We start from the raw sequence: 22,537 nt of genomic DNA on the forward strand, positions 1-22,537 counted from the left end.
GCGCCGGCGCAGGGGCCGGGGCGCCGGCGCGCCCGACGGCGCGCTCGGGTCGCATCGGGGCCTCGCCGGTGAGCTCGTCGAGGAACGGTGACGGTCGGCTGGCGTCACCCAGCACCACGACCCGCTGGCGCGCCCGGGTGATGGCCACGTGCAGCACCCGCCGCTCCTCCTCCTCGTCGACCGCCAGGCGGTGCGGCAACAAGCCCGCCGAGACACCCGCGACCACCACGCACGGCCACTCCCGTCCCTTCACCCGGTGCACGGTCGAGAGGGTGACCGCGGGACCTCGCGCCCCGCCGGAGCGCAGCGAGTGCCGCAGCCACTCCTCGAACCCGTCGAGCGACGGGTGGAGGTCAGCCACCTGCAGCAGCGCTTCGAGGTCGTCGAGCTGGCTGGAGCCCTCGCCGCCCTTGGAGCGATCGAGGCCCTCCATGGCCTCGCCGAGGCCGATGCGGTCGCGGATCACCTCGAGGGCGTGGCGGGTGGTACCCGAACCGGCCGCCGCGACCACCGCCAGGTCGGCGGCCATGGCGGTGAGCTTCTCGGCCACCTTGGGGTCGTCGATGCGCTCGCCCAGGGCGCCCACCTCGGCCACGGTCATGGGCCGCCGGAACCACTTGGTGATCCAGCGGGGCAGTCCCCGGCTGGGCCGGCGGTAGACCTCGGCCAGGTCGTCGGGGGCCATGGCCTCGGGGGCCGCCGCGATGCGAGCATACGCGAGGGCGGCCCGGGCGCCGGTGCGCTCGAGCAGCTCGGGCCCGACGGTGGAACGCACCGCGATGCCCGCCTCGACCAGGGCGACGTGGGGCGCGAGCAGCAGGGCGTGGACCCGGGTGAGCACGGCGATGTCATCTGGGGGGCAACCTTCGTCGAGCCAGCCGCGCACGGTGTCGACGAGCGCGTCGGCGCCCTCCGACGGGTCGTGGGTGACGATGCGGACCCGGTCGGGTTCGGTGGCCGCGTCGGGGCGGGCGCGGATCACCTTGTCGACCCGGCGCCGGTTGTAGCCGACGAGGGTGGCCGCGGTGGTGACGATGGGCGCCGCGCACCGGTGGTTGACCTCGAGGGCGTGGGTGCCCCCGCCCGGGAACCACGAGGCGAAGTCGATGAGGAAGCGCGGGTCGGCCCCGGCGTGGCCGTAGATGACCTGGTCGTCGTCGCCGACGCCGAACACGTCGAGAGGCGGCCCGGCCACCAGGCGGACCAGCAGCACGTGGGCCGGGGTGAGGTCCTGGAGCTCGTCGACGAGGAGGTGGCGGTGACGTGCGTGCACCGAGCAACGCAGCTCGCCATCACCGAGCAGGCCCTCGATGGCGGCGCAGATCTGCTCGTCGAAGTCGACCACACCCCGGCGGGCCAGCTCGTCTCGGTAGGGGCCGACGACCTCGGTCAGCCCGGGCACGTCGCCCCGTTCTTCCTCCACCAGAGCCGGGCTCCGGAGCCCCAGGCGCACCTCGGTGAGGGCTTCGAGGTAGGGGGCGATGGGGTCGGTGTTGGCCCGGCGCTGGCGGCGCGGCAGCAGGGAGTCGAGGAGGCGACGCACCTCGCGCTCGTCGATCACCGGCGGGGCGGTGCCCCGCTCCTGGGCGAGGATGCCGTAGGCGAGCCCGTTCAGCGTCTGCACCCGGGCCCCCAGGCCCTCGGTGCGCTCGACCATCTCGTCGCGGGCCTTGACGTTGTAGGCGAGGGCCAGCACGGAGGTCGGCTCCCACCCGCGGTCGACCAACAGGTGGCGCAGGCGCTCGGTCAGCACACGGGTCTTGCCCGACCCTGCGGGGGCGACGATGCGGGCCGGGCCCCGCCGGTGGGCCACCGCGGCCCGCTGATCGTCGGCCAGGTCCGCGGTGGGCGCGACCGGCTCGGGCGCGACGGTGAGGCGTCCGGCCTCCACCGTCTCGCGGTGCACCAGGCCGACCCCGCCCAGCTCGGCCTGTGACCACGGTTCGCGCGGGCCGCCGTCGATCCACAGCGGGGTGCCGTCGGCCAGGGCAACGTCGCCGGGCCCGTCGGGGGTCGCCACCGCGCCGTCGGCCCGGCGGGCGGCCTTGAGCCCCCACCACCACACCGGCTCGTCGCCGCGGGCGTCCCACGTGTTGGCCCACACCAGGAAGTGCAGCCGGTCGCCGGCCAGCTCGACGTCGACGCCGACCTCCCACGGGGTGCCGCCGACGGACTCGGGCGTGCGGAACCGGGCCGGGTCGACCGCCAGCTCGATCACCGTCGGGCGGCGGTCGGCCCACGCCTCGTGCAGGGAGGCGACCACGTCGGCCGGCGCCGCGAGGGCGGCCTCGTCGAGGGTGACGCGCGGCGCATCGGCCCACGCAGGGGGAGGGTCCTGGCCGGCTTCGACCACGACCGAGCGGCCGAGGGGCCCCGGGCCGGGAGCGGCGCCCTCGACCGCGTTCATCGGTGCACCACCTCATCGTGGGCCACGTCCAGCTCCGTTCCCATCACCGGGCACCGATGACCCTGACGGCTCCGCAAGCTCCGCCGTCAGAGGGCCCGTGGCGCCTGACTCGCTCGGTCATGACCCCGCGGTGGTCGTCGCCGCTCCCGCCCGGACGACCTCGACGGGGCGGTCGAGCACCTCGCTCAACAGCGCGGAGCGCTCGCCGGCGGTGAACACCTCGAGGTCGATGTCGGCCCCCACCGTCGCGGTGACCTCGACGCGCACCGCGCCGTCGGCGCAACGAGCCCGGACGGCCGAGATCCGGCGCCCGTGGGTGCGGTCGAGGCCGATGGCGACGCGCAGGATGCCGGCGAGCGTGCGCACGACCTCCTGCTCGGCGGGGTCGAGGCGTGCGAACTCGGGGTGACGGCCCTTCGGGGTGCTCTTGCGGTGGTACCGGGCGACGAGGGCGATGCGCTCGATCTCGGCGTCGGTGAAGCCCACCAGCCGGTCGCTGTGGCGGATCACGTAGTAGGAGTGCTTGTGGTGGCCGTCGTGGCTGACGGCGAGGCCGACGTTGGCGAGGAGGGCGGCGGCCTCGAGGTGGTCGCGACAGTCCGCCGCCAGCCCGGTGATCGGGACGAGGTCGTCGTAGAGCGCCACGGCGAGGGTGGCGACCCAGGCCGAGTGGCCGGGATCCGGGTCGTTGGCGTCGGCCAGGTGCCGGATGCTGTGGCGACCCACGTCGGTGATGCGGTGCCGCGAGCCGCCCCGGACCCGTTGCAGGGTGTCAATGAGCACGCCCTCGCGCAGGGCGGCCTCGCTCACGGTGAGCTCGCCGATCCCGAAGCGCTCGACCACGCCCTCGAGGATCAGGGCCCCGGCGGTGATGATGTCGATCCGCTTGGCGTCGAGACCCGCCACGTCGGCCAGCTCGCCCTTGCGGGCGGCGCGCGCGAGGTCGGCCACCACCGACTCGATCTCCCCGGCCGTGGCGGTCACACCGTTCCAGGTTCGGAGCGGATCGTCATCGCCGGCGGAGCGCCGGGCCAGGCGCACCACCTGCTCGATGGTGCCCGACGAGCCGATCGCCACCTCGAAGCCGTGGTCGGTGACCGAGCGCTCGAAGGCCACCAGGGCACCCTGCACGTGGCGGCGGCAGGCCTCGATGTCGGACTTCGTGGGGGTGCCCTCGGCGAAGAACCGGTTGGTGAGGCGGACCGCGCCGAGCTTGAGCGAGCGGGAGGCGAGGGTCTCGCCCTTCTCGCCCACCACCAGCTCGGTGCTGCCGCCGCCGATGTCGCACACGAGGATGCGGCGGTCGTAGACCGGCAGCGCCGAGAGCACGCCGAGGTGGATCAGGCGAGCCTCCTCGACCCCCGAGATGACCTCGACCTCGACCCCGGCCTCGTGTCGGGCCCGGCGCAGGAAGTCGTCGTGGTCCTGCGCCTCGCGCACCGCCGAGGTGGCCACCGCCCGCACCTCGGCGCCGTGGGCGTCGGCCAGGCGACGGAACCGGCTCAGGGCGGCGACGCCCCGCTCGATGGCCTCGGGGGCGAGCTCCTTCATGTCGCCGGGGCCCTGGCCCAGGCGGACCTGCTCCTTCTCGCGGGTGATGACGTCGAAGCGGTCGTCACGGTCGACGCGTGCCACCACGAGGTGGAACGAGTTGGTGCCGACGTCGATCGCGGCGAGCACTTCGGCCATGGGCCCCGAACCTACCGGCCCCCTACGACACTTCGACCGGCGTCCAGCGGCGGTCGGACTGCAGCTGTGCTCACGGTCACGTAAGTGTGCGACACACGCGCCACGGCTGCGACGCAATGCCCAGCGATCGGAGGCCCCTCCCCCCGGCACCGTGGAGACTACAGCCGCAGGTTAACAACTGGTATAGTAACGTGCGTTAACCAAGCGAGGAGCAACCCCATGCTGGAACAACTTGGACGGGCATTCGAGGCGGCCAACGCGGCGGCCGTGGTTGACGCGATGGCCGACGATGTGGTTCTGCGTGTCGCGGTCCACGACCAGCCGTTCGAAGGTCTGCTCGCCGCCACCCAGATCTTTGAGGCGGTCCTCGACGGGGCCCTGCACGACATCAAGGTCCTCGAGACGATTGCCGGCGACGGCGCGGCGGTCCTCATGTTCCAGGCGCAGGTGGCGCAGCACCCGGGGCGCGCCGACGGGCTGCTGGTGGGCCGCTCGGATGGCAGCGGCCGCGTCGCTGACCTGACGGTCTTCCTTCGACCGCTGTCAGCCTTGCAGGCGCTGGCTGACGAGATGGGCCGTCGGCTGGGCGGGCCGCGTCCGGAATGAGGACCGAGATGGCCCAAGCTGTCCCTGATCAATCGCGTCCCGGCGGCCATCCTGTCGTCTCCGATGCACCCGCTGCTCAACAGCAATCGGCTGGTCCTGAGCTTCACCGGGGATCGCCGTGGGACCCGATATGCCACGCCGGTGAACTACCTGGGTCGCATGTCCGTGTCGACGCCGACGGGGGGCCCGACCCGATCGCCGTGGCCGCCGAAGTCGCCTGCGGCCGTGTCCTGATCCGCGTTCACCTCGCGAGCGGGAAGCGAACCGGGCGATGACCGCAACCAGGACCCGCCGCACCCGCGGCACCGGCCACGAGCTGCGCGGCCTGGTGCTCGAGCGGGCGACAGACCTGCTCGCCGAGTTGGGCGACGTCGACGCCCTCACGATGCGGGCCGTCGCCACTGCCTCCGGAGTCACACCACCCTCGCTTTACCGCCACTTCTCGGACAAGGAGACGCTCGTCCAAGCGGTCATCGCGGCCCGATTCGAAGAGTTCACATCCGTCCTCCGCACGGCCGCAACCAACGCGGCCGATCAACCCATGGCCCGCCTCGAGGCCACGGCGCGAACCTATGTCCACTGGGGTCTCCGGCAGCCGGGCCACTATCGCGTCCTCTTCAGCGCCGCAAACGCCGGCCCCGCCGGTCTCGGATTGTCCCCAGAGACCGAACACCCAGGGGCCGAGTCCTACCGGACCGTCATCGAGGCAGTCGCTGCGTGTCTGCCGGTGCCACGTCACGACGCAACGCTCATCTTGGCGACCGAGCTGTGGGCGTCGCTCCACGGCATCGTCGACCTGCGCATCACCAAACCCGACATGTCATGGCCGGCCTGGGACCAGCTCGTCGATGCAGCATTGGGCGCCGTCCGCACCGCCGCCACCAACTCATCCCCCTGAACCGCGAAGTTGCCCATGGACCTACTCGTCTTCATCGCACTGATCGTCACCGGGTTCGTCGCCTGCGCCGAGTTCGGCTCGTACGCCTTCGTTCACCCCGTGCTCCGGCGGCTGCAACCACCCGAACGGCTCGCTGTCGAACAAGGCCTGCTCAAGACCTTCGGCCGGGTCATGCCCATCGGGATGACCGCCTCCCTCGTGCTCGCCATCACCGTCGCCAGCAAGGGAGGGTCCAGCTCCTGGTCGTGGCCCGCCGTCGCCGCGTTCGGCACCGCGCTCATCTTCACGCTGATCGTCAACGTCCCGATCAACCGGGCAACCGGACACTGGGACACCGACGACCCACCCCCAGGATGGGAGCGAGCCCGCAATCGCTGGGAGTACTTTCAAGGTGTCCGCTCCTGGTTGCTGCTCGTCGGCTTCGTGCTCGTGTGCGCAGCCGCAACCGCCTAGTCCCCACCCTTCGTCGTGGTCCGCTCGGCACGCCCCCTGTCAGCACCATCGGGGAGGGGAGTCAGTGACCGACCTCGAAGAGGGCGCGGGCTCCCGGCCGTCGGAGAAGGGCGCCGGCGAGCGATGGTGGGCACATGAGCGAGCCGTTCGACCTGACCGCCACCCCGGTGCACCTGGGCCTGGGTGCCACCGCCGAGCCGTTGCACGGGTTCAGCTGGGACCCGTCGTTCTTCGAGCCCTACGCCGAGCGCACGGCGAGCGACGGCGACGAGGGTCGGTTGGTCTCCATGTTCAGCTTCGACGCGCCGTGGGCCCAGTGGGAGCAGCACCCCCACGGCAGCGAGCTCGTGATCTGCACCGCCGGCAGGGCCTCCCTGATCCAGGAGGTCGACGGCGAGCAGCACACCGTGGTGATCCGCGCCGGCGAGGCCGTCATCAACCCTCCCGGGGTGTGGCACACCGTCGACGTCGCCGGGCTCACCACCATGGTCTTCATCACCTCGGGCCGAGGCACTCGCCACCGACCCCGCTGAGTGCGGCGCCGACACACGAATGCCGGCCGGCAAGACTCGGGGCATGGACCCGGACCGAGATCTCGACTGGGCCGGCATGTACAACGTCCGGGACCTGGGTGGGCTCCCGACGCGGACGGGCGGGTCGACGCGGTGGGGGGCCCTGGTGCGCTCCGAGGGGCTCGACCGCCTCGCCCCCGAGGGATGGTCCGCGCTCCACCGCCACGGCGTGCGCACCTGCGTCGACCTGCGAAGCGGGTTCGAGATCCGAGACGCCTCGTACCGACCCGCCGCCAGTGACGTCGAGGTCGTCTGGGCGCCGCTCGAGGAGGGCCTCCTCGAGGACCCGCAGTTCCGGGACTGGGCCGAGACCGGCGCGCTGAGCTGCGCTCTCTACTACGCGGCCTTCCTCGAGCGCTGGCCCGCGCGCGTGGGGGCGGTCGCGCGCGCCATCGCCGCCGCCGGTCCCGGCGGCGTCCTCTACCACTGCCAGCGCGGCCGTGACCGCACCGGCCTGGTCACGCTCCTTCTGCTCATGATGGCGGATGTCCCGTCCGAGCTGATCGTCGCGGACCACCTGGCCACCGACGAGCGCCTTGTCTCTCACGGTCTCGGCCTGGGCCACGTCGGTCTCAACGGCGAGACCGACCTGTACGCAGCGCGGGGCACCACCCAACAGGCGACGGTCGGCCACCTCGTCGACACCCTCGACATCGAGGACTACCTGCTCGGCGCCGGGGTGCCCGGTGACGAGCTGCGGATCCTCCGCGACCGCCTGGTCACCAGGGGATGAGACGGCCTCCTCACCTGCCCCTTGCGCCGAGGCGCTGACGCAGGTCAAGCGAGTCCAATGGAACCCTGCCCCCAACCGAACGTCGGGGGCAGTCGGGGGCTGTGTGCACGGGGCCGCCGGGGGTCTGTGTCATGGGGCTCCGAAGAGCTTGCGATCGACACCGCGGGCGGCGTCGGCTGAGTGGAACCGGTCCGGCCGGCAAGGACGAGGGGCGCATACTGCGATCGCAGCCGGGCCGTTCTTGGTACCGATCACGCCCCGACCGGCCAGATCCGTACCAAGAACGGGAGATCCGGGGCGGCGGCGCCCGGCCCGTTCGAGGTCAGTCGGTGCAGTCGACGGCGGCCGCCAGGGCGGCGCACACGTCGCGCATCCGGGGGCCGCTGAGCGTTCCCAGCCGGTCGATGAGCACCGCGATCGAGACGCTCTCGACCGAGTCGAGGTTGATCGCCGTGCGCCGGGGGACAGGGTCGTCGCCGGGCTCCAGGACGACCTCACTCGCCAGTCCGCGGATGGTCGTGGTGCACGGGGCGATCAGGGCCCGGCGTAGGCGCGGGATCGCGGCGTCGCGTGAGAGCACCGCCACGGGCCGGCGTCCGACCTCGGGGAGCTCGCACCACCAGAGCTCGCCGCGGCGCGGCGTCGCGATCACGGGGCCGCGGCCGCAGCCCGGAAGGACGCCAGGTCCCCCCACTCGTCGGGCTCATCGAGGGGGTGCTCGTCGTAGGCCGCGTAGGAGGCGTCGATCTCGCTGGCGTGGTTGCGAGCGAGGAGGGCGTGGAGGGCCTCGTCGAGCAGGGCCGCGTCGGTGATGTTGCTGCGGATGCGCCGAGCCTCGTCCAGCATTGCCTCGTCGACCGTCGTGCTGACCCGGACTCGTGCCATGGCACGACCATGCCACTGCGATGCCACCGCCGCAAGCTCTGATCCCGGGCGCCACACGAGCCCTCCTCCCGAGGGGCGAACGACCCTCGACCGGGTCGTAGGGGTACTAGTGCCGACTGACCGGTCCCACGGGCCGCGCGTTCGAAACCGGCGACGGCCACCAGGCGACACCACGACGGCCTCCGACGGGATGAGGTTCGGTCCCCGGTAGGTGTAGCGGGCGATGGCGGCCACCTCATCCACACCGAGCCCGGCGGCGGCGACCCCGGCCCGTCCGGCCGCCCTTCCACCGCCTGGTCACATGAGGTGCATGCTATGCGTATGACGCGCACCAACATCGACATCGACGATGACGCATGCGCGGCGGTCATGCAGCGCTTCCAGCTCGCCTCCAAGCGCGAGGCCGTCAACCTCGCCCTCCGCCGTCTTGCCGCGGAACCGCTCGTCCTCGACGACGCCCGCAAGCTGCGCGGCACCGGATGGGAGGAGGACCTCGACGAGCTGCGCCTCAGCCGCACCCCATGATCGTCATCGACACCTCAGCGTGGATCGAGTTCTGCGCGACACCGACTCCACGATCTGCAACGCAGTGGACAGCCTTCTCGACGGAGACATCGCCATCACCGAGGCGATCAGCATGGAGGTCCTCGCCGGCGCCCGGGACGAACCCATCTCGTTCAGCTCCGCGGGCTGCTCTCCCGAGCGAGCATGCTTCCCACCACACCGGTCTCCTACGACGACGCCGCCGCCCTCCACCGACGATGTCGACGCCACGGACAGACCGTGCGAAAGCTGATCGACTGCCTCATCGCCGCCGTCGCCATCGATGCCAGGGGCCACGATCCTGCACGCGGATGCCGACTTCAACGCTCTCGCCGAGCACACCCCCCTGCAGATCCACCGGTGGTGAGCGCCCCGCGCACCCGCGAGCCTCGCGCCCGCCTGCTCGGGGGCTCCTAAACGACCGCCCCTCCTGGCTCCACCCGCAGTGCGGCCTCGATCCTTACGCTGCCTCGGTGGGCGACATCGAGGAGTCGTGGATCGACCGTGGCGGCCGGCGAATCGCGGTCGATAGGTGCGCTGGCGACGACCCCCTGATCGTGTTCGTACCCGGCGGTGGCTGCACTGGGCTGGACTGGCGACCGACGATGCGAGCGCTGCCGGAGTGGCGCCTCGTAGCCTACGACCGAGCGGGTCTGGGCCGTTCGGACACCGGTTCGGGTTCCTCGCCGGCTGCGTCAGCCCTATCCGACCTCGGATCGGTCATCGAGTCGGGCAACGGCGCGGGTGGAGTCATCCTCGTCGGGCACTCGCTCGGCGGCCCCCTCGTCCGAGCGTTCGCCAATGACCATCCCCAGCGCGTCAGAGCTCTGGTGCTCGTCGATCCACGGCCCGAACACCTCAACGCTCGCCTGCACGGAATGATCGACCGCACGCGCCGAGCTCACGCTCGCTCCCTGCATCCGCGCCTGCTCCTGCTCCTCGCCCGCCGAGGCCTCCTGGCCCGCATGGCGGGTTCGTTCCCGCGACGTGGCCCGGAGACGTTGGAGCCGGCCGAGCGGAGGCGACGGGCGCAGCTGATGGCCTCGCACCGGCACCTGTCGACCAACGAGCTCGCTCTCGCCGACGACCTCGATGCCCGCCTCGGCGCCGTCGATGCAGATCGCACCCCGCCGCTGTGGCTCATCACCCACGACCCGAGCTGCGGCGACTCGCTCCCCGCCGAGCCGAAGACAGAAGCAGAGCGCACGACTCTCGAGACGGTCTGGAGTGAGCTCCAGGAGTCTCTGGTACGTGCCGCGCCACAGGGCGACCTCGTCGTCGCCACCGGAGCCGGGCACCTGATTCCCCTCGAACGACCAGACCTCGTCGCTGCCATCATCAAGGACGCCATCGCCTCCACCGATTGTCGCTGACCCACCCCACGGTCTCACCATCGCCGAACGTGAGCGCCGGCCGGCGGACGCTCAGGTCGGCGCTATTGCTTCTTCCGACGCGCGCTGCGCTCGGCGATCATCCGCTCATGGACCCGTCGGGACCGCTTCCTGACCTCATCGAGCGCCTCGCCGACGGACGCCTGCGGATCAACGAGACCTGGCAGTGGGAGAGCAAGCCCGGCGCGGGCACGAGCATCCTCGAGGAGGAGATCCCCCACCACCGTTGACCGGCCCGGGCGCAGCCGGGACCCAGCGCAGGGCCTGGGCGTGGCCGGAGGAGACCGACATCGCCCGCTGCGGTCGAGACGTCCGGTCGGAATCCGTCGGTCCTGACTATGCGGCGTCGTGCGGCGGTCAGAGCCTCGCGATCATGGCCCGCAGGCCGAGCCTGCTGCGCGGCGGCCACCGGCGGTCCGTGGTGACCAGGAGATCGGCGTCGAGCGTGTCCGTGGTGGCGATCACCAGGGCGTTGGGGAGCTTCAGGGCTCGGTGGCGGGCGCGTAGGGCGGCCGCCACGGTTGCGACATCGCGATCGAGGGGCGCGACGTCGATGGGCACCCGTTCGAGCAGTCGCCGGACCGTCGCCACCGCGTCGGCGCCGCGCCGCGACGGTCCGACGAGCGTCTCGGCGAGGGCGGACGCGGGCACCACCAGGCGGTCGTTGCGGTCGAGCGCCCCATCGAGGGCCCGACGGGCGCTCTCGTGGTGGGTGTCGTTGCGGTCGAGGAACCCGATCAGCACTCCGGCGTCGAGGACGGTCAGTCCCATTCGTCCCGCAGCGCCGCGAGCTCATCGGTCCTGAAGGCACTCGTGAGCGCACCGGCGAACTCGCCGAGGACGTCTCCTTCCCTCTGGAGCACGATCCGCCCCGGACCGTCGGAACGGGCGACGAGCCGCTCGCCGGCCTCGACGCCCGCGGCGCGGAGGGCCGCAACCGGGATGGTGATCTGGTGCTTGGAGCTGATCTTCGCACCGCGGCCTCGATGATCCTTTACTTCTGACACAAGAGTAACGATACAAGCACGACAGGTACCGGGCAACCGGGCCGCCACCGACGCCCACCCCGCTTGCCCACGCGAGCTCAGTCGGTGGTGACCTGGTGCTCCTCGACCGGCAGGTCGAGGGACCCCTCGGTGGGGACGGCCAGCTCCGGGAGGTCGCCGCCCTGTCCGGCAAGCGACCAGGTGGTCCGCCAGAAGGCCTGCACGGTGACGGTCACACCACCGGCGTCGGTGTAGACGTGGCTGATCTCTTCGGGGCCGCCGGGCCAGGGCACACCCTGGGACTCGGTGCTGATCGAGGCGCCGTCCCCCCACGACACGACGTAGCGCGGCGTCATCACGAACGACGCCGGACCGATCGGCGTGGTCACGCTCCGGCGGTGCGAGATCTCGCCACCGATCTCGAGGTAGGAGCGCAGCCCGGTGACGGCCTTGCCCGGCTCAACCTCGAGCGGCGTGGGCGGGGGCGGGGTGACGGTGTGCTCCCAGATGATCCGGATGAGCTCCGCCGGATCGATCGTCTCCTCCGGGTCGCAGTTTGCCCCACGCCACGCCGTTCTCGCCCTGCGACGCCTGCTCAGCCGCAGCTTCCTCCCAGGTACCGCCCTGGCCCTCGGCCACGGTCTCGATGCCCCAGCAGCCCTCCTCGTAGCCCTCCGAGGACCCCTCGGACACGCCGTCGTCGTCGAAGAAGTAGTCGAAGTCCACGGGGATGGGCCTCGAAGTCGTCGCCCCCGCCGCCGTCGGTGCCGTCCGGGCCTCCTCCTTGTTCCTCCGACCCACCGCAGCCGACGTTCGAGGACGACTCTGCGCACAGCTCTCCACCGTGGTCCTCGGCGGCGGCGGCGGGACCGGCCGACACCAGCCCCCTGTCGTGGCGACCACCAGGGTCGCGAAGGTCGCGATCGCCCTGCTCATCCGCATCGTGCCGCCTCCAGGGGGACCCCGTCGGTGCTGAAGGTGAAGAAGTCGATGCGCCACCCGGGGCTGGGCGCGCCGTCGGGCGCGCGCACGAGCCGGAAGTAGTACGGCGGGCGGGCGTCGACCTCTGTGCTCACCAGGTCGGTCACACTGGTCACCTCCGCCGTGCCCGAGGCGCAGGTCGCGTGGCGTCGAGCAGCTCGACACCCGGGACCGAAGGCGTCGCCGCGTCCGGGCGAATGGCCTCCACGCCGCCCAGCTGTCGGAGCCCCTCGAGCTCGTGCTGGGCCTGCGGGGCGGTGAACGCCGCGGTGAGGCTCTGCAGCGCGCGCTCGTCGAGGGCGTTGCGGGCCCGGATCGCGTCGAGCCCGGCCCGGTACCGGCCCATCAGCGCCTGGAGCTAGGCCGTCGCCTCCTCGATCGACAACACATCGACGTCATCGCCGGCGACGGTTGTGGGGGGCGACGGCGAGGACCCGGCCTCGGTCGTCGTGGTCGCCGATCCGTCCGCCGTCGTCGAGGTGGTGTCACCACCCCCGCTCTCCCCGCCATCGTCCCCCTCGTCGTCACCACCGGGCTCCGTGGTCTCAGTGTCGATGGTCTCCGGCGCCGTGGTGGACGGAGGAGCGGTTTCGTCGTCGCCGCCATCGTCGCCGCAGCTTGCTTCGGCCAAGGCGAGGGAGGTGGCGAAGAGCAGTGCGGCCGCGCGCCGAGCACGGGCGAGCCGCATGGGCGAGGGGGAAGTGCGCATGCGGTGGGCGTGGTACCCGTCGGTTCCGACAAGGACACCCGGTCAGGCCGGGGCCCTCACCCCGGGTGCTCATAGGCGCGCCCACTACTGTCGGTCGCCATGACGCCCGAGAAGCAGGTACCGGACCGCAACCTGGCCATGGAGCTGGTACGGGTCACCGAGGCCGCCGCCATGGCGGCCTCGCGCTGGATGGGACGGGGCGACAAGAACGGGGCCGACGGCGCCGCGGTCGACGCCATGCGCATCGTGCTCGACTCCATCTCGATGGACGGCATCGTCGTCATCGGGGAGGGCGAGAAGGACGAGGCCCCCATGCTCTACAACGGCGAGCGCATCGGTGACGGCTCGCTCCCCCAGACCGACATCGCCGTCGACCCGGTCGAGGGCACCACGCTCACCGCCCTGGGCCGCGGCGGGGCCATCGCCGTCATCGCGGTGTCCGAGCGGGGCACCATGTTCAACCCTGGCCCCTGCGTGTACATGGAGAAGCTGGCCGTCGGACCCGAGGCCGCCGGCCTCGTCGATGTCGCTGCCCCTGTGGCCGACAACCTCCGCGCCGTGGCCAAGGCCAAGGGCGGATCGGTCCGCGACGTGACCGCCGTGGTCCTCGACCGGCCTCGCCACACCGACCTCATCTCCGAGATCCGGGCCGCCGGGGCCCGGATCCGCCTGATCCAGGACGGCGACGTCATCGGCGCGGTGTCGACTGCGGTGCCCGAGGCCGGTGCCGACATCCTCATCGGCATCGGCGGTACCCCCGAGGGCGTGCTCGCCGCGGCGGCCATGAAGTGCATGGGCGGCGAGATCCAAGGTCGCCTGTGGACCCGGGACGACGACGAGCGCGGCGCCGCGCTCGACGCGGGCTACGACCTCGACCGGGTCCTGGGCACCGACGACCTGGTACAGGGGGACAACTGCTTCTTCGCAGCGACCGGCATCACCGACGGCGAGGTGCTCAAGGGCGTGCACTACGACGCCCGGGGCGCCACCACCGAGTCGATGGTGATGCGGTCGAAGTCGGGGACCGTGAGGCGCATCGACGCTCGCCACCACACCCAGAAGCTACGGGAGTTCAGCTCGGTGGACTACGGCTGAGCCCGGCCCGCCGTCTCGTCCCCCCGTCCTCACACGCCGTCCTGCGGCCCCCACCCTCCCGGAGAACCCATGCCGGACGCCACCATCTGGCACAACGCCCGTTGCTCGAAGTCCCGACAAGCCAAGGTCCTGCTCGAAGAGGCCGGCCTCGACATCGAGGTGCGCGAGTACCTGAAGGAGCCGCCGACGCGCGCCGAGCTCGATGCCCTGCTCGTCGCCCTGGGGTTTGACGACCCCCGGGCGGTGATGCGCACCGGCGAGGACGCCTACACCCAGCTCGGCCTGGCCGACGCGGATGGCGACGAGCTGCTCGACGCCATCGTCGGCAACCCGATCCTGCTCGAGCGTCCGATCGTGGTGCGCCACGGCCGCGCCGTGATCGGCCGGCCCCCGGAGCGGATCCGAGCCCTGCTCTGAGCTGAGAAGCCAAGATCAGCAGGTCGTGACGGCACCGCACCGCGGCCCAGTCGTCGCTTTGGCGCCGGTCCCAGGCGCGCCAAACCCGCCGGCGGGGGGGAGGGCCGGCGGGTTCGGTGCGGGTGGGTGTTCACGATCTTTGGTGTGAGGGTCGGCGGGGGGGCCTCCGACGCTCAAGACCGGAACGTGCGCTGGTATCCCCGGCCCCCTGCAGCCCCAAACCCACGCGGTCGGGAAAATCTTTCGACCGCGATCGGAGATCAGGTGTGGCGGTCTGAGCGGGCGGCGCGCAGGCGGATGTCGGCCCTTCGGAGGGCCTCGAGCGCCGCCTCGTCGTCGCCGTCGCGCAGAGCGGTCTCGGCGCGGGACCGGGCCGCCTCGGCCCGGGCCACGTCGATGCCGGTGGCCAGCTCAGCGGTGTCGGAGAGCACCGACACGCGGTCGTCGCTCACCTCGACGAAACCCCGGTGAACCGCCACGCGCACGACCGTGCCCCCCTCCTGGAGGATCTCGGTCACGCCCTCGCCGAGAGCGCCCATGAACGGCGTGTGGCCGCTGAGGAAGGCGACGTCGCCGTCCTCGAGGGTGCGGGTGATGACGCGCTCGGCCTCACCGGACCACAGCACCTGCTCGGGGGACACGACCTGGACCTGGAGGGTCACGACATCACCCCGCCGCGGACTTGCGCAGCTCGGCCGCCTTGGCCCGGGCCGAGTCCGCGCCGCCGACGTTCAGGAACGCCTGCTCAGGCAGGTCGTCGAGGTCACCCTCGAGGAGCGCCTCGAAGGAGTCGACCGTCTCTTCGACCGGCGTGGTGACGCCCTCTAGACCGGTGAACACCTCGGCCACGTACATGGGCTGGGACAAGAAGCGCTGCACCTTGCGGGCCCGGTCGACGGTGACCCGGTCCTCCTCGGAGAGCTCGTCCATGCCGAGGATGGCGATGATGTCCTGCAGCTCCCGGTAGCGCTGCAGCACCTGCTGCACGCTTCGGGCGATGTCGTAGTGCCGCTGGCCGACGACCTCGGGCGAGAGGATCGTCGAGGTCGACGCCAGCGGATCCACCGCGGGATAGATGCCGAGCGCGGCGATGTCGCGAGACAGCTCGGTGGTGCCGTCGAAGTGGGTGAAGCTGGTGAACGGGGCGGGGTCGGTGTAGTCATCGGCGGGCACGTACACGGCCTGCAGCGAGGTGATCGAGCGGCCCCGGGTCGAGGTGATGCGCTCCTGGAGGACGCCCATCTCATCGGCCAGGGTGGGCTGGTAGCCCACGGCCGAGGGCATGCGGCCCAGCAGGGTCGACACCTCGGAGCCGGCCTGGGTGAAGCGGTAGATGTTGTCGACGAAGAGCAGCACGTCTTGCTGCTGCACGTCGCGGAAGTACTCGGCCATGGTGAGCGCCGAGAGGGCGACGCGGAGGCGCACGCCGGGCGGCTCGTCCATCTGGCCGAAGCACAGAGCGGCCTTCTCGAGGACGCCGGACTCCTCCATCTCGAGGAACAGGTCGGTGCCCTCACGGGTGCGCTCGCCCACACCGGCGAAGACCGACACGCCGCCGTGGTTCTGGGCCACGCGGCGGATCATCTCGGTGATGAGCACCGTCTTGCCCACGCCGGCGCCGCCGAAGAGGCCGATCTTGCCGCCCTCCTTGTAGGGGGTCAGCAGGTCGATGACCTTGATGCCGGTCTCAAAGACCCGCGCCGACGGCTCGAGGGCGTCGAAGTCGGGCGCCGGGCGGTGGATCTCCCACCGGTCGGCGACCTCGCCGAGCTCCTCGGAGGTGATGTCGAGGGGCTCGCCGATGACGTTGAAGATGTGGCCCAGCACCTTGTCGCCGACGGGCACGGTGATGCCGGCGCCGGTGTTGTGCACGGCCGAGCCCCGGCGGAGGCCGTCGGATGGCTTCAGGCAGATGGCCCGCACCCGGTTGTCACCGATCTGCTGGGCCACCTCGGCCCGCACCTCGGTGGTGACGCCCTCGAGCTCGATCATCATGCTGAGACACGAGTTGATCTCCGGCATGGCGTCGGCGGGGAACTCCACGTCGACCACGGGACCGGCGACGGTGACGACGCGCCCGTCCTGGGTCCGGGTGTCGGGCTCGTTGGTGGTGCTCACGGCTTGTCTCCTGCGCTGAGGTGATGCGGACGGGGCGGTGTGCGGACCGCGTGGGCGAACAGGTCCTCGGGGAACACGTTGTCGATGAGGAGGTCCTCGTTGCGGCCACCGCTCGCCTGGTGCAAGGCTTCGGCGCCGCCGACGATCTCGGTGATCTCGGTGGTGATGGCGTCCTGGCGGGCCCGGTTCATGACCCGCGACAGCTTGGTGATGAGGTCCTGGGCGTTGTCGGTGGCCGCCTTCATGGCCCGCTGGCGGCTGGCGTGCTCCGAGGCCGCCGAGTCGAGCAGGGCGGCGTAGAGCCGGGCGGTGACGTAGCGGGGCAGCAACGACTCGAGGATCGGGCCCGGCGCGGGCTCGAACTCATAGGCGGCCTGGGCCCGAGCCTCGTCGGAGCCCTCCCGGCCCACACCGGTGAGGGGCATGAACCGCCGCACCGACACCTGCTGCTGGCCGAGGGACACGAACCGCGTGAAGACGAGCACGACCTCCTGCACGGCGTCGGAGGTGTAGAGCTCGGTGACGAGGTCGCCGACCTCGGCCGCATCGGCGTAGGTCGGAGCGTCGCTGATGCCCTCGAAGGAGCGCTCGATCCGGTAGTTGCGGTAGCGGAAGTAGCCGTCGGCCTTGCGCCCGACGAGGATCAGCGCGTAGTCCGCGCCCTCGAGCTGGCGGGCCTGCAGCTCGCGCTCGGCGGCGCGGATGACCGCCGTGTTGTAGCCACCGGCGAGGCCGCGATCCGAGGCGATCACCACGAACGCGACCTTCCGGACCTCCTCGGCCGGCTTCAGCAGCGGGCTGTCGGTGATGCCACCGTTCTCGGCCAGGTGCTGGATGACCGAGGTCAGCTCCTCGCTGTAGGGCCGCGCCGCGGCGGCGCGCTGCTGGGCCTTGGCGACCCGGGTGGCGGCGATGAGCTCCATGGCGCGCGTGATCTTCTTGGTGGACTGGACGCTCTTGATGCGGCGTCGCAGGATCCGTTCCTGGCCTCCGGCCACGGTGCTACGCCCCCTCGCCCTCGTCGGCCCGGGTGATCTCCTCTTCGGGCAGGATGCCTTCGCGACGGCCGCCGGCCTGGCCGACGGCGGCGTCGCCCTGATCGGTCGGCTCCGGCTCGGGACCGGTTCCGTCGGTGGGCTCGAAGCCGTCGACGAAGCCGGCGAGGGCGGCCTCGAGAGCCGCCTCGTCGACCTTGCCGGTGTCGCGGATGTCTCGAAGCAGCCCGGCGTGACTGCTGCGGAAGGCATCCAGGATCTCGGCCTCGAAGCGCTTCACGTCGGTCACGGCGATGCCGTCGAGGTGACCGCGGGTGCCGGCGTAGAGGACGACCACCTGCTCCTCGACCGCCAACGGCGAGTTGAGGCCCTGCTTGAGCAGCTCGGTCAGGCGGTAGCCCCGATCGAGGGTGGCCTGCGACACGGCGTCGAGGTCCGAGCCGATGGAGGCGAAGGACTCCAGCTCGCGGAACTGCGCCAGGTCACCCTTGAGGGTTCCCACTGCGGTCTTCATGGCCTTGATCTGGGCCGCGCTGCCCACGCGGGACACCGACTGCCCGACGTTGACCGCCGGGCGGAAGCCCGACTTGAACAGGTCGTCCTCGAGGAAGATCTGGCCGTCGGTGATGGAGATCACGTTGGTCGGGATGTAGGCCGAGATGTCGCCGGCCTTGGTCTCGATGATCGGAAGGGCGGTCATCGACCCGGCGCCGTTCTCGTCGCTCAGCTTGGCCGAGCGCTCGAGGAGCCGGCTGTGCAGGTAGAAGACGTCGCCGGGGTAGGCCTCGCGCCCGGGCGGGCGGCGCAGCAGCAGCGACACCGACCGGTACGCCTCAGCCTGCTTCGAGAGGTCGTCGTAGACGGCGAGGGCGTGCTTGCCGTTCTCCATCCAGTGCTGGCCCATGGCGCACCCGGCGTAGGGGGCGAGGTACTTGTAGGGCGCGGGGTCCGAGGCTGGGGAGACGACCACGACGGTGTACTCCATGGCCCCGAACTGCTCGAGGGTGGCCACGGTCTGGGCGACGGTCGACGCCTTCTGGCCGATGGCCACGTAGACGCAGTTCACTCCCAGGCCCTTCTGGTTGATGATCGTGTCGATGGCGACGGAGGTCTTGCCCGTCTTGCGGTCGCCGATGATCAGCTCGCGCTGGCCCCGCCCGATGGGTGTCATCGAGTCGATCGACTTGATGCCGGTCTGCAGCGGCTCGTGCACCGGCTTGCGGCCGATGATGCCCGGCGCCTGGACCTCCATGCGGCGGGTGCTGACGTTGGTCAGCGGGCCCTTGCCGTCGACCGGCTCGCCCAGGGTGTTGACGACCCGGCCGAGGAGACCGTCGCCACAGGGCACAGAGAGGATCTCGCCGGTGGCCTGCACCGCCTGACCTTCCGCGATGTGGTCGACGTCGCCGAGGACCACGGCCCCGATCGACTCCTCGTCGAGGTTGAGGGCGAGGCCGATGGTGCCATCCGCGAAGCGCAGCATCTCGTTCACGGCGCAGTCCGGGAGACCGCCGACGCGGGCGATGCCGTCGCCGACCTCGAGCACGCGCCCGACCTGGGCCGCGGCCACGTCGGGCGTGAAGCCCTCGAGGCTCTTGCGGAGGGCGGCGGTGATGTCTTCGGTGGTGATCGTGAGCTCAGCCATCGGCTCGCTTCCTGGGGTTCGGACTGCTGGAGATGGTGCCGGCGGAGCCGACACTGCTAGGGCGGCGGGTGTGGTCGGTGGACGTGGACACCGGTGGAAGGCGGTCTTTAGGTGACGGACAGATCAGAGCGCAGCGCGGAGCTGCTCCATGCGGCGACGGACGGAGCCGTCGATGACGGTGTCGCCCACCTGGGCGACGATGCCGCCCTGGACGGTCGGGTCGACGATGACCCGCACCTCGACGTTCTTGCCGGTGGCGTGGCCGAGGGCATCGGCCAGGCGAGCCACCTGCTCGTCGGTGAGGGCGACGGTGGAGCGGACCTCGGCGAGAGCCGACTCCCGCGAGGCGGCCCCCAGGGCACCGAGGGCATCGACGATCGCGGGCAGATCACGGACCCGGCCGTTGCCGACCACCAGACCCACCAGGTTCACGGTGGCCGGCTGAGCCCTGCCGCCCAGCAGGTCGACGACGACCTGCTGGCGGCGAGCAGGTTCCATGTGCGGGTCCGACAACGTGGCGAGCAGCTCCTCGTTGCCCTCGATCACCCGGGCGACGCGGAAGAGCTCGTCCTCCACCTCGTGCAACGGGTCCTCGGCCGCGGCGACGGCGAAGAACGCCGCCGCGTAGGCGCCGATGCGGTCGGTGCTCATGACCGCGACGCCCCCACCTGGTCGATGTAGGCATCGATCAGGGCGCGGTTGGTGGCGTCGTCGAGGTTGCGCTCGACGACGCGCTCGGCCGCGCCGAGGGCGAGGCTCGTCACCTCGCCGCGCAGGTCCGAGAGGGCCTGGGCCCGCGTGGCGGTGGCATCGGACTCGGCCCGCTGGCGCATCTCGACCAGCTCGGGCTCGATGGCCGCGACGCGCTCGCCGCGCACGCGGTCGGCCTCCTGGCGGGCCTCCTCGAGCATCCGGGCCGATTCCTGCTTGGCCTCGGCCAGCTTGGCGTTGTAGTCCGCCAAGACCTGATCGGCCTCGGCCCGGGAGGCCTCGGCCCCCTCGATGTCGGAGCGGATCTTCTCGGTGCGGTTGTTCATCCCGGACTTGATGGCCGGGTAGCCCTTCCAGAACAGGAACCCGAACACGATCAAGAAGCCGAAGGCGCCCCAGATGATCTCGTTGAGCTCGGGGAGGATCGGGCTGGGAGCCTGGGTGCAGGACAGCACGTCTTCCTCGACGGCCTCTTCGAGCTCGGTGCCCTCGAGGCCGGAGGCCTCGGCCTCCTCGACGGCTTCGATGAAGCAGGCCCCTTCGCTCTCACCGGCCGCGCCCGCAGGCGTGGCGGCGAGGAAGAAGGCACCGAGGATCAGGGCGATGGCGGTGGCCGCGAGGCCAGTGCGTCGTCGCATCGTGGACATGGCCCTCAACCCTGGCCGAGGAAGAAGACCACGAAGCCGATGAGGGCCAGAGCCTCCACGAAGGCGATGCCGAGGAACATGGTGGTGCGCACCATGCCGGCGGCCTCGGGCTGGCGGGCCATGGCCTGGACGGACTGGCCGACGAGGTAGCCGATGCCGATGCCCGGGCCGATGGCGCCGAGGCCGTAGGTCAGGGCCGCCAGGCCGGTGTCGGTGATCTCTGCGAGGAGCATGGTTCGTCAGAACCTTTCTCTGTCTGGTGGGTTCAGGGTTGGGATCGAGGAGGACGTGGGCGGGTCGGCGGAGCCGGCTCCGCTAGGGCGGTGGGTGGGGTCGGAGGACGTGGATCAGTGCTCGTGGCTGACAGCCGAGCCGATGTACACGCCGGCGAGCAGCGTGAACACGTAGGCCTGCAGGAACGAGACGAGGACCTCGAAGGCGACGAAGAAGACCATCGCGAAGGCCGGGAGGGGAAGGAACACGACCGTCCAGCTGGCGTTCCACAGCGCGGCGCTGAGCACCGCGAAGGTCACGAGCAGGATGTGGCCGGCCAGGAGGTTGGCGAAGAGACGCACGGTGTGGGAGAAGGGCTGCACCAAGAACTTCGAGACGAACTCGATGGGCACCACGAGCAGCAGCAGGGCAACCGGCACGCCCGGAGGCACGAGGGCGTGCTTGATGTAGCCCGGCCCGTGCTCCTTGAACCCGGCCCCGTGGTAGATCACGTAGCAGGTGAGGGCCAGGAGCATCGGCAGGGCGATGCGGGCGCTGGCCGGCATCTGGATGAACGGGATGACCTCGAAGATGTTGGTGAAGAAGATGAAGAAGAAGAGCGAGAGCATGAACGGCGCCCAGCCCTTGCCCTTCAGGTCGGTGCCGATGGTCGGCGCGACGATCTGCTCCTCGATGAACTCGACGGAGATCTCGGCCAGGTTCTGCGCGCCGGACGGCACCAGCTGCTTCTTGTTGCCGAGGATGAACACCAGCAGCGTCAGCGCGACGCCGAAGGCGTACACCAGCACGACCTTGTTGATCTCATAGAGCTGGCCCTCGGTGCCGGCGAAGCCGGGCCAATCGACGATGTGACCGAGGGGGGGGAACGTCAGCGCGAACACTCGGCGCTACTCCTTCACGGGGTCGGGCTTGAGGCCGGGGAAGGCCAGGGATGCAGACACGTAGCGGGACTCCCACGCGAGGAGCCCCAGGTGGCCGACCACGAGGGTCACGCCGAGGGGCACCGGGGCGACCCACGGCTGATCGCCGATGAGCAGCACCACGGCCGAGATGATCGCGAGGCGGATGAGGAAGCCGAAGAGGGCGACGCCGGCGACCAGTCCGTAGCTGATGCGGGCGGCCCAGCTCTGCAGAGCGGCGGCGGCGGTGAAGTTGACCAGCACGAGGGCCATGGCGATGGCGACCGAGGCCAGTCCGGCCCAGCCCCACCCGACGGCACCGACCAACAGGACGACAGGGGTGGCCATGAGGCCCCGGCGCACGAGGTCACGGATGATCTCCGGCTCCGGGGCGGGGCCCAGGTCGCGGCCGGTGAAGGCCGGCGAGGCGGGGGCGGCGCTGCTCACGGTCGGGCTCCGCGGGCGGGTCGGCTCGGCTCGACCTCACGGCGGCGGGTGGTGGAATCGCCGTCGTAGGCCGTCATCTGCTTGTCGTAGCCGAGCTTGATCTTGAGCCCGGTGCCGAGCATGCCGAGGGTCGCCACGATGATCGTGAAGACCGGGCTGGTGCCGGCGACCCGGTCGATCAGCCACCCGATGAGGCCGAACACGACCGGGGTGAGGGCGAGGTCGACGCCGCGGCCGAGGGCGTCGGAGAACCCTCTGTTGAGGTCTTGCTTGACTCGCAGGTCGAACACTCAGGCACCTTGCAAAGGCAGGCGTGGCCTCGGTCGGCAACGCTTGTGAACTCAGGCGCAATCTAGGGGGCACCGCTCATCGTCTGCAAACCTCACGCTGCGGCAGCGCGCCGGGGCCCGGCGACGTGCCGGACATCCTCGCGCCGGCGAGGTCGCCGCGCCGACCCTACGCCCCCCTGCCGGCCG

Annotated in this window: 32 protein-coding genes; 11 read left to right on the top strand and 21 right to left on the bottom strand. The window is 71.2% G+C overall.

What is annotated here, in order from left to right; all coding sequences use genetic code 11:
* Together VNL12_RS03340 and VNL12_RS03345 are read right to left on the bottom strand one after the other, a co-directional pair.
* A partial coding sequence (locus VNL12_RS03340; protein ID WP_325591479.1) for an ATP-dependent helicase occupies positions 1 to 2,407 on the bottom strand: 2,407 nt, incomplete at its 3' end.
* Positions 2,408 to 2,524: 117 nt separating this feature from the next.
* Positions 2,525 to 4,096: a Ppx/GppA phosphatase family protein gene (locus VNL12_RS03345; RefSeq protein ID WP_325591480.1), complete on the bottom strand. Its 1,572-nt coding sequence runs from the start codon at positions 4,094 to 4,096 to the stop codon at positions 2,525 to 2,527.
* A gap of 219 nt (positions 4,097 to 4,315) precedes the next feature.
* Here VNL12_RS03345 and VNL12_RS03350 point away from each other — a divergent pair, with 219 nt between their 5' ends.
* From VNL12_RS03350 to VNL12_RS03370, 5 genes are all read left to right on the top strand, one after another.
* A complete protein-coding gene (locus VNL12_RS03350; RefSeq protein ID WP_325591481.1) occupies positions 4,316 to 4,702 on the top strand; it encodes a hypothetical protein in 387 nt (128 codons plus the stop codon).
* A 271-nt stretch (positions 4,703 to 4,973) separates the two neighbouring features.
* Positions 4,974 to 5,600 (top strand): TetR/AcrR family transcriptional regulator, encoded by a 627-nt coding sequence (locus tag VNL12_RS03355; RefSeq protein ID WP_325591482.1) that lies wholly within the window; start codon positions 4,974 to 4,976, stop codon positions 5,598 to 5,600.
* A gap of 15 nt (positions 5,601 to 5,615) precedes the next feature.
* Entirely contained in the window at positions 5,616 to 6,053 is a 438-nt protein-coding gene (locus VNL12_RS03360; RefSeq protein WP_325591483.1) for a DUF1772 domain-containing protein, read from the top strand.
* 134 nt (positions 6,054 to 6,187) lie between these two features.
* Positions 6,188 to 6,586: a cupin domain-containing protein gene (locus tag VNL12_RS03365; RefSeq protein ID WP_325591484.1), complete on the top strand. Its 399-nt coding sequence runs from the start codon at positions 6,188 to 6,190 to the stop codon at positions 6,584 to 6,586.
* Positions 6,587 to 6,629: 43 nt separating this feature from the next.
* Complete coding sequence (locus tag VNL12_RS03370) at positions 6,630 to 7,358, top strand: tyrosine-protein phosphatase (RefSeq protein WP_325591485.1); 729 nt, start codon at positions 6,630 to 6,632, stop codon at positions 7,356 to 7,358.
* A 322-nt stretch (positions 7,359 to 7,680) separates the two neighbouring features.
* Here VNL12_RS03370 and VNL12_RS03375 read toward each other — a convergent pair whose 3' ends face one another.
* Entirely contained in the window at positions 7,681 to 8,010 is a 330-nt protein-coding gene (locus tag VNL12_RS03375; RefSeq protein ID WP_325591486.1) for a type II toxin-antitoxin system PemK/MazF family toxin, read from the bottom strand.
* Positions 8,007 to 8,243 carry an antitoxin MazE5 gene (locus VNL12_RS03380; protein WP_325591487.1) on the bottom strand — a complete coding sequence of 79 codons (237 nt, stop codon included), beginning with the start codon at positions 8,241 to 8,243 and terminating at the stop codon, positions 8,007 to 8,009. The genes VNL12_RS03375 and VNL12_RS03380 overlap by 4 nt, the downstream gene beginning before the upstream one ends.
* A gap of 321 nt (positions 8,244 to 8,564) precedes the next feature.
* Between VNL12_RS03380 and VNL12_RS03385 the strand changes: the two genes are divergently transcribed.
* The 4 genes from VNL12_RS03385 (at position 8,565) to VNL12_RS03395 (ending at position 10,407) form a co-directional block, all read left to right on the top strand.
* Positions 8,565 to 8,768 carry a type II toxin-antitoxin system VapB family antitoxin gene (locus VNL12_RS03385; protein WP_325591488.1) on the top strand — a complete coding sequence of 68 codons (204 nt, stop codon included), beginning with the start codon at positions 8,565 to 8,567 and terminating at the stop codon, positions 8,766 to 8,768.
* Positions 8,769 to 8,822: 54 nt separating this feature from the next.
* The gene (locus VNL12_RS21145) at positions 8,823 to 9,203 is read left to right on the top strand and encodes a PIN domain-containing protein (protein WP_414654841.1); all 381 of its coding nucleotides are present in this window, start codon (positions 8,823 to 8,825) and stop codon (positions 9,201 to 9,203) included.
* 188 nt (positions 9,204 to 9,391) lie between these two features.
* Positions 9,392 to 10,159 carry an alpha/beta hydrolase gene (locus tag VNL12_RS03390; protein WP_325591489.1) on the top strand — a complete coding sequence of 256 codons (768 nt, stop codon included), beginning with the start codon at positions 9,392 to 9,394 and terminating at the stop codon, positions 10,157 to 10,159.
* A 107-nt stretch (positions 10,160 to 10,266) separates the two neighbouring features.
* Positions 10,267 to 10,407 (top strand): hypothetical protein, encoded by a 141-nt coding sequence (locus tag VNL12_RS03395; RefSeq protein WP_325591491.1) that lies wholly within the window; start codon positions 10,267 to 10,269, stop codon positions 10,405 to 10,407.
* A gap of 127 nt (positions 10,408 to 10,534) precedes the next feature.
* On the opposite strand, the gene VNL12_RS03400 is transcribed toward VNL12_RS03395, so the two are convergent.
* The 7 genes from VNL12_RS03400 to VNL12_RS03430 form a co-directional block, all read right to left on the bottom strand.
* Positions 10,535 to 10,948 carry a type II toxin-antitoxin system VapC family toxin gene (locus VNL12_RS03400; protein ID WP_325591493.1) on the bottom strand — a complete coding sequence of 138 codons (414 nt, stop codon included), beginning with the start codon at positions 10,946 to 10,948 and terminating at the stop codon, positions 10,535 to 10,537.
* Positions 10,939 to 11,184, bottom strand: a complete 246-nt coding sequence (locus VNL12_RS03405) for an AbrB/MazE/SpoVT family DNA-binding domain-containing protein (protein ID WP_325591495.1) — start codon at positions 11,182 to 11,184, stop codon at positions 10,939 to 10,941. The genes VNL12_RS03400 and VNL12_RS03405 overlap by 10 nt, the downstream gene beginning before the upstream one ends.
* A gap of 77 nt (positions 11,185 to 11,261) precedes the next feature.
* Complete coding sequence (locus VNL12_RS03410; RefSeq protein WP_325591497.1) at positions 11,262 to 11,552, bottom strand: hypothetical protein; 291 nt, start codon at positions 11,550 to 11,552, stop codon at positions 11,262 to 11,264.
* Positions 11,553 to 11,622: 70 nt separating this feature from the next.
* Entirely contained in the window at positions 11,623 to 11,889 is a 267-nt protein-coding gene (locus VNL12_RS03415; protein WP_325591499.1) for a hypothetical protein, read from the bottom strand.
* A 206-nt stretch (positions 11,890 to 12,095) separates the two neighbouring features.
* A complete protein-coding gene (locus VNL12_RS03420; protein ID WP_325591501.1) occupies positions 12,096 to 12,251 on the bottom strand; it encodes a hypothetical protein in 156 nt (51 codons plus the stop codon).
* Between the two features lie 5 nt (positions 12,252 to 12,256).
* Complete coding sequence (locus VNL12_RS03425; protein ID WP_325591503.1) at positions 12,257 to 12,490, bottom strand: hypothetical protein; 234 nt, start codon at positions 12,488 to 12,490, stop codon at positions 12,257 to 12,259.
* Between the two features lie 12 nt (positions 12,491 to 12,502).
* Complete coding sequence (locus VNL12_RS03430) at positions 12,503 to 12,853, bottom strand: hypothetical protein (RefSeq protein ID WP_325591504.1); 351 nt, start codon at positions 12,851 to 12,853, stop codon at positions 12,503 to 12,505.
* Between the two features lie 99 nt (positions 12,854 to 12,952).
* Here VNL12_RS03430 and glpX point away from each other — a divergent pair, with 99 nt between their 5' ends.
* On the top strand, positions 12,953 to 13,948 hold the full coding sequence (glpX, locus tag VNL12_RS03435; protein WP_325591506.1) for a class II fructose-bisphosphatase: 996 nt from the start codon (positions 12,953 to 12,955) through the stop codon (positions 13,946 to 13,948).
* A gap of 69 nt (positions 13,949 to 14,017) precedes the next feature.
* Positions 14,018 to 14,365, top strand: a complete 348-nt coding sequence (arsC, locus tag VNL12_RS03440; protein ID WP_325591508.1) for an arsenate reductase (glutaredoxin) — start codon at positions 14,018 to 14,020, stop codon at positions 14,363 to 14,365.
* 260 nt (positions 14,366 to 14,625) lie between these two features.
* Here arsC and atpC read toward each other — a convergent pair whose 3' ends face one another.
* The 10 genes from atpC to VNL12_RS03490 form a co-directional block, all read right to left on the bottom strand.
* The gene (gene atpC, locus VNL12_RS03445; protein ID WP_325591510.1) at positions 14,626 to 15,027 is read right to left on the bottom strand and encodes an ATP synthase F1 subunit epsilon; all 402 of its coding nucleotides are present in this window, start codon (positions 15,025 to 15,027) and stop codon (positions 14,626 to 14,628) included.
* A 4-nt stretch (positions 15,028 to 15,031) separates the two neighbouring features.
* Positions 15,032 to 16,483 carry a F0F1 ATP synthase subunit beta gene (gene atpD, locus VNL12_RS03450; RefSeq protein WP_325591511.1) on the bottom strand — a complete coding sequence of 484 codons (1,452 nt, stop codon included), beginning with the start codon at positions 16,481 to 16,483 and terminating at the stop codon, positions 15,032 to 15,034.
* Positions 16,480 to 17,481, bottom strand: coding sequence for a F0F1 ATP synthase subunit gamma (locus VNL12_RS03455; protein ID WP_325591513.1), 1,002 nt, complete (start codon positions 17,479 to 17,481; stop codon positions 16,480 to 16,482). Before VNL12_RS03455 ends, atpD begins: the two co-directional genes overlap by 4 nt.
* A 4-nt stretch (positions 17,482 to 17,485) precedes the next feature.
* Positions 17,486 to 19,123: a F0F1 ATP synthase subunit alpha gene (gene atpA / locus VNL12_RS03460; protein WP_325591515.1), complete on the bottom strand. Its 1,638-nt coding sequence runs from the start codon at positions 19,121 to 19,123 to the stop codon at positions 17,486 to 17,488.
* A gap of 123 nt (positions 19,124 to 19,246) precedes the next feature.
* The gene (gene atpH, locus VNL12_RS03465) at positions 19,247 to 19,774 is read right to left on the bottom strand and encodes an ATP synthase F1 subunit delta (RefSeq protein WP_325591517.1); all 528 of its coding nucleotides are present in this window, start codon (positions 19,772 to 19,774) and stop codon (positions 19,247 to 19,249) included.
* Complete coding sequence (gene atpF / locus VNL12_RS03470) at positions 19,771 to 20,481, bottom strand: F0F1 ATP synthase subunit B (protein ID WP_325591518.1); 711 nt, start codon at positions 20,479 to 20,481, stop codon at positions 19,771 to 19,773. Before atpF ends, atpH begins: the two co-directional genes overlap by 4 nt.
* 5 nt (positions 20,482 to 20,486) lie before the next feature.
* Entirely contained in the window at positions 20,487 to 20,714 is a 228-nt protein-coding gene (gene atpE / locus VNL12_RS03475; RefSeq protein ID WP_325591519.1) for an ATP synthase F0 subunit C, read from the bottom strand.
* 114 nt (positions 20,715 to 20,828) lie between these two features.
* The gene (gene atpB, locus VNL12_RS03480) at positions 20,829 to 21,596 is read right to left on the bottom strand and encodes a F0F1 ATP synthase subunit A (protein ID WP_325591521.1); all 768 of its coding nucleotides are present in this window, start codon (positions 21,594 to 21,596) and stop codon (positions 20,829 to 20,831) included.
* Positions 21,597 to 21,602: 6 nt separating this feature from the next.
* Positions 21,603 to 22,061 (bottom strand): ATP synthase subunit I, encoded by a 459-nt coding sequence (locus tag VNL12_RS03485; protein ID WP_325591522.1) that lies wholly within the window; start codon positions 22,059 to 22,061, stop codon positions 21,603 to 21,605.
* The gene (locus VNL12_RS03490) at positions 22,058 to 22,351 is read right to left on the bottom strand and encodes an AtpZ/AtpI family protein (protein WP_325591524.1); all 294 of its coding nucleotides are present in this window, start codon (positions 22,349 to 22,351) and stop codon (positions 22,058 to 22,060) included. The genes VNL12_RS03485 and VNL12_RS03490 overlap by 4 nt, the downstream gene beginning before the upstream one ends.
* Positions 22,352 to 22,537 lie beyond the last annotated feature (186 nt).

It is taken from the genome of Iamia sp. (assembly GCF_035575815.1).
Lineage (GTDB): Bacteria > Actinomycetota > Acidimicrobiia > Acidimicrobiales > Iamiaceae > Iamia.

Bases quoted from the DNA above. Each gene is read 5' to 3' on its own strand.
- VNL12_RS03345 (WP_325591480.1), bottom strand. From the start codon at position 4,096: ATGGCCGAAGTGCTCGCCGCGATCGACGTCGGCACCAACTCGTTCCAC.
- arsC (WP_325591508.1), top strand. From the start codon at position 14,018: ATGCCGGACGCCACCATCTGGCACAACGCCCGTTGCTCGAAGTCCCGA.
- VNL12_RS03400 (WP_325591493.1), bottom strand. From the start codon at position 10,948: ATGGGACTGACCGTCCTCGACGCCGGAGTGCTGATCGGGTTCCTCGAC.
- atpE (WP_325591519.1), bottom strand. From the start codon at position 20,714: ATGCTCCTCGCAGAGATCACCGACACCGGCCTGGCGGCCCTGACCTAC.
- VNL12_RS03425 (WP_325591503.1), bottom strand. From the start codon at position 12,490: ATGGGCCGGTACCGGGCCGGGCTCGACGCGATCCGGGCCCGCAACGCC.
- VNL12_RS03430 (WP_325591504.1), bottom strand. From the start codon at position 12,853: ATGCGCACTTCCCCCTCGCCCATGCGGCTCGCCCGTGCTCGGCGCGCG.
- VNL12_RS03365 (WP_325591484.1), top strand. From the start codon at position 6,188: ATGAGCGAGCCGTTCGACCTGACCGCCACCCCGGTGCACCTGGGCCTG.
- atpH (WP_325591517.1), bottom strand. From the start codon at position 19,774: ATGAGCACCGACCGCATCGGCGCCTACGCGGCGGCGTTCTTCGCCGTC.
- VNL12_RS03355 (WP_325591482.1), top strand. From the start codon at position 4,974: ATGACCGCAACCAGGACCCGCCGCACCCGCGGCACCGGCCACGAGCTG.
- VNL12_RS03390 (WP_325591489.1), top strand. From the start codon at position 9,392: ATGCGAGCGCTGCCGGAGTGGCGCCTCGTAGCCTACGACCGAGCGGGT.
- atpF (WP_325591518.1), bottom strand. From the start codon at position 20,481: ATGTCCACGATGCGACGACGCACTGGCCTCGCGGCCACCGCCATCGCC.
- VNL12_RS03370 (WP_325591485.1), top strand. From the start codon at position 6,630: ATGGACCCGGACCGAGATCTCGACTGGGCCGGCATGTACAACGTCCGG.
- atpA (WP_325591515.1), bottom strand. From the start codon at position 19,123: ATGGCTGAGCTCACGATCACCACCGAAGACATCACCGCCGCCCTCCGC.
- glpX (WP_325591506.1), top strand. From the start codon at position 12,953: ATGACGCCCGAGAAGCAGGTACCGGACCGCAACCTGGCCATGGAGCTG.
- VNL12_RS03360 (WP_325591483.1), top strand. From the start codon at position 5,616: ATGGACCTACTCGTCTTCATCGCACTGATCGTCACCGGGTTCGTCGCC.
- VNL12_RS03385 (WP_325591488.1), top strand. From the start codon at position 8,565: ATGACGCGCACCAACATCGACATCGACGATGACGCATGCGCGGCGGTC.
- VNL12_RS03380 (WP_325591487.1), bottom strand. From the start codon at position 8,243: ATGGCACGAGTCCGGGTCAGCACGACGGTCGACGAGGCAATGCTGGAC.
- VNL12_RS03395 (WP_325591491.1), top strand. From the start codon at position 10,267: ATGGACCCGTCGGGACCGCTTCCTGACCTCATCGAGCGCCTCGCCGAC.
- VNL12_RS03350 (WP_325591481.1), top strand. From the start codon at position 4,316: ATGCTGGAACAACTTGGACGGGCATTCGAGGCGGCCAACGCGGCGGCC.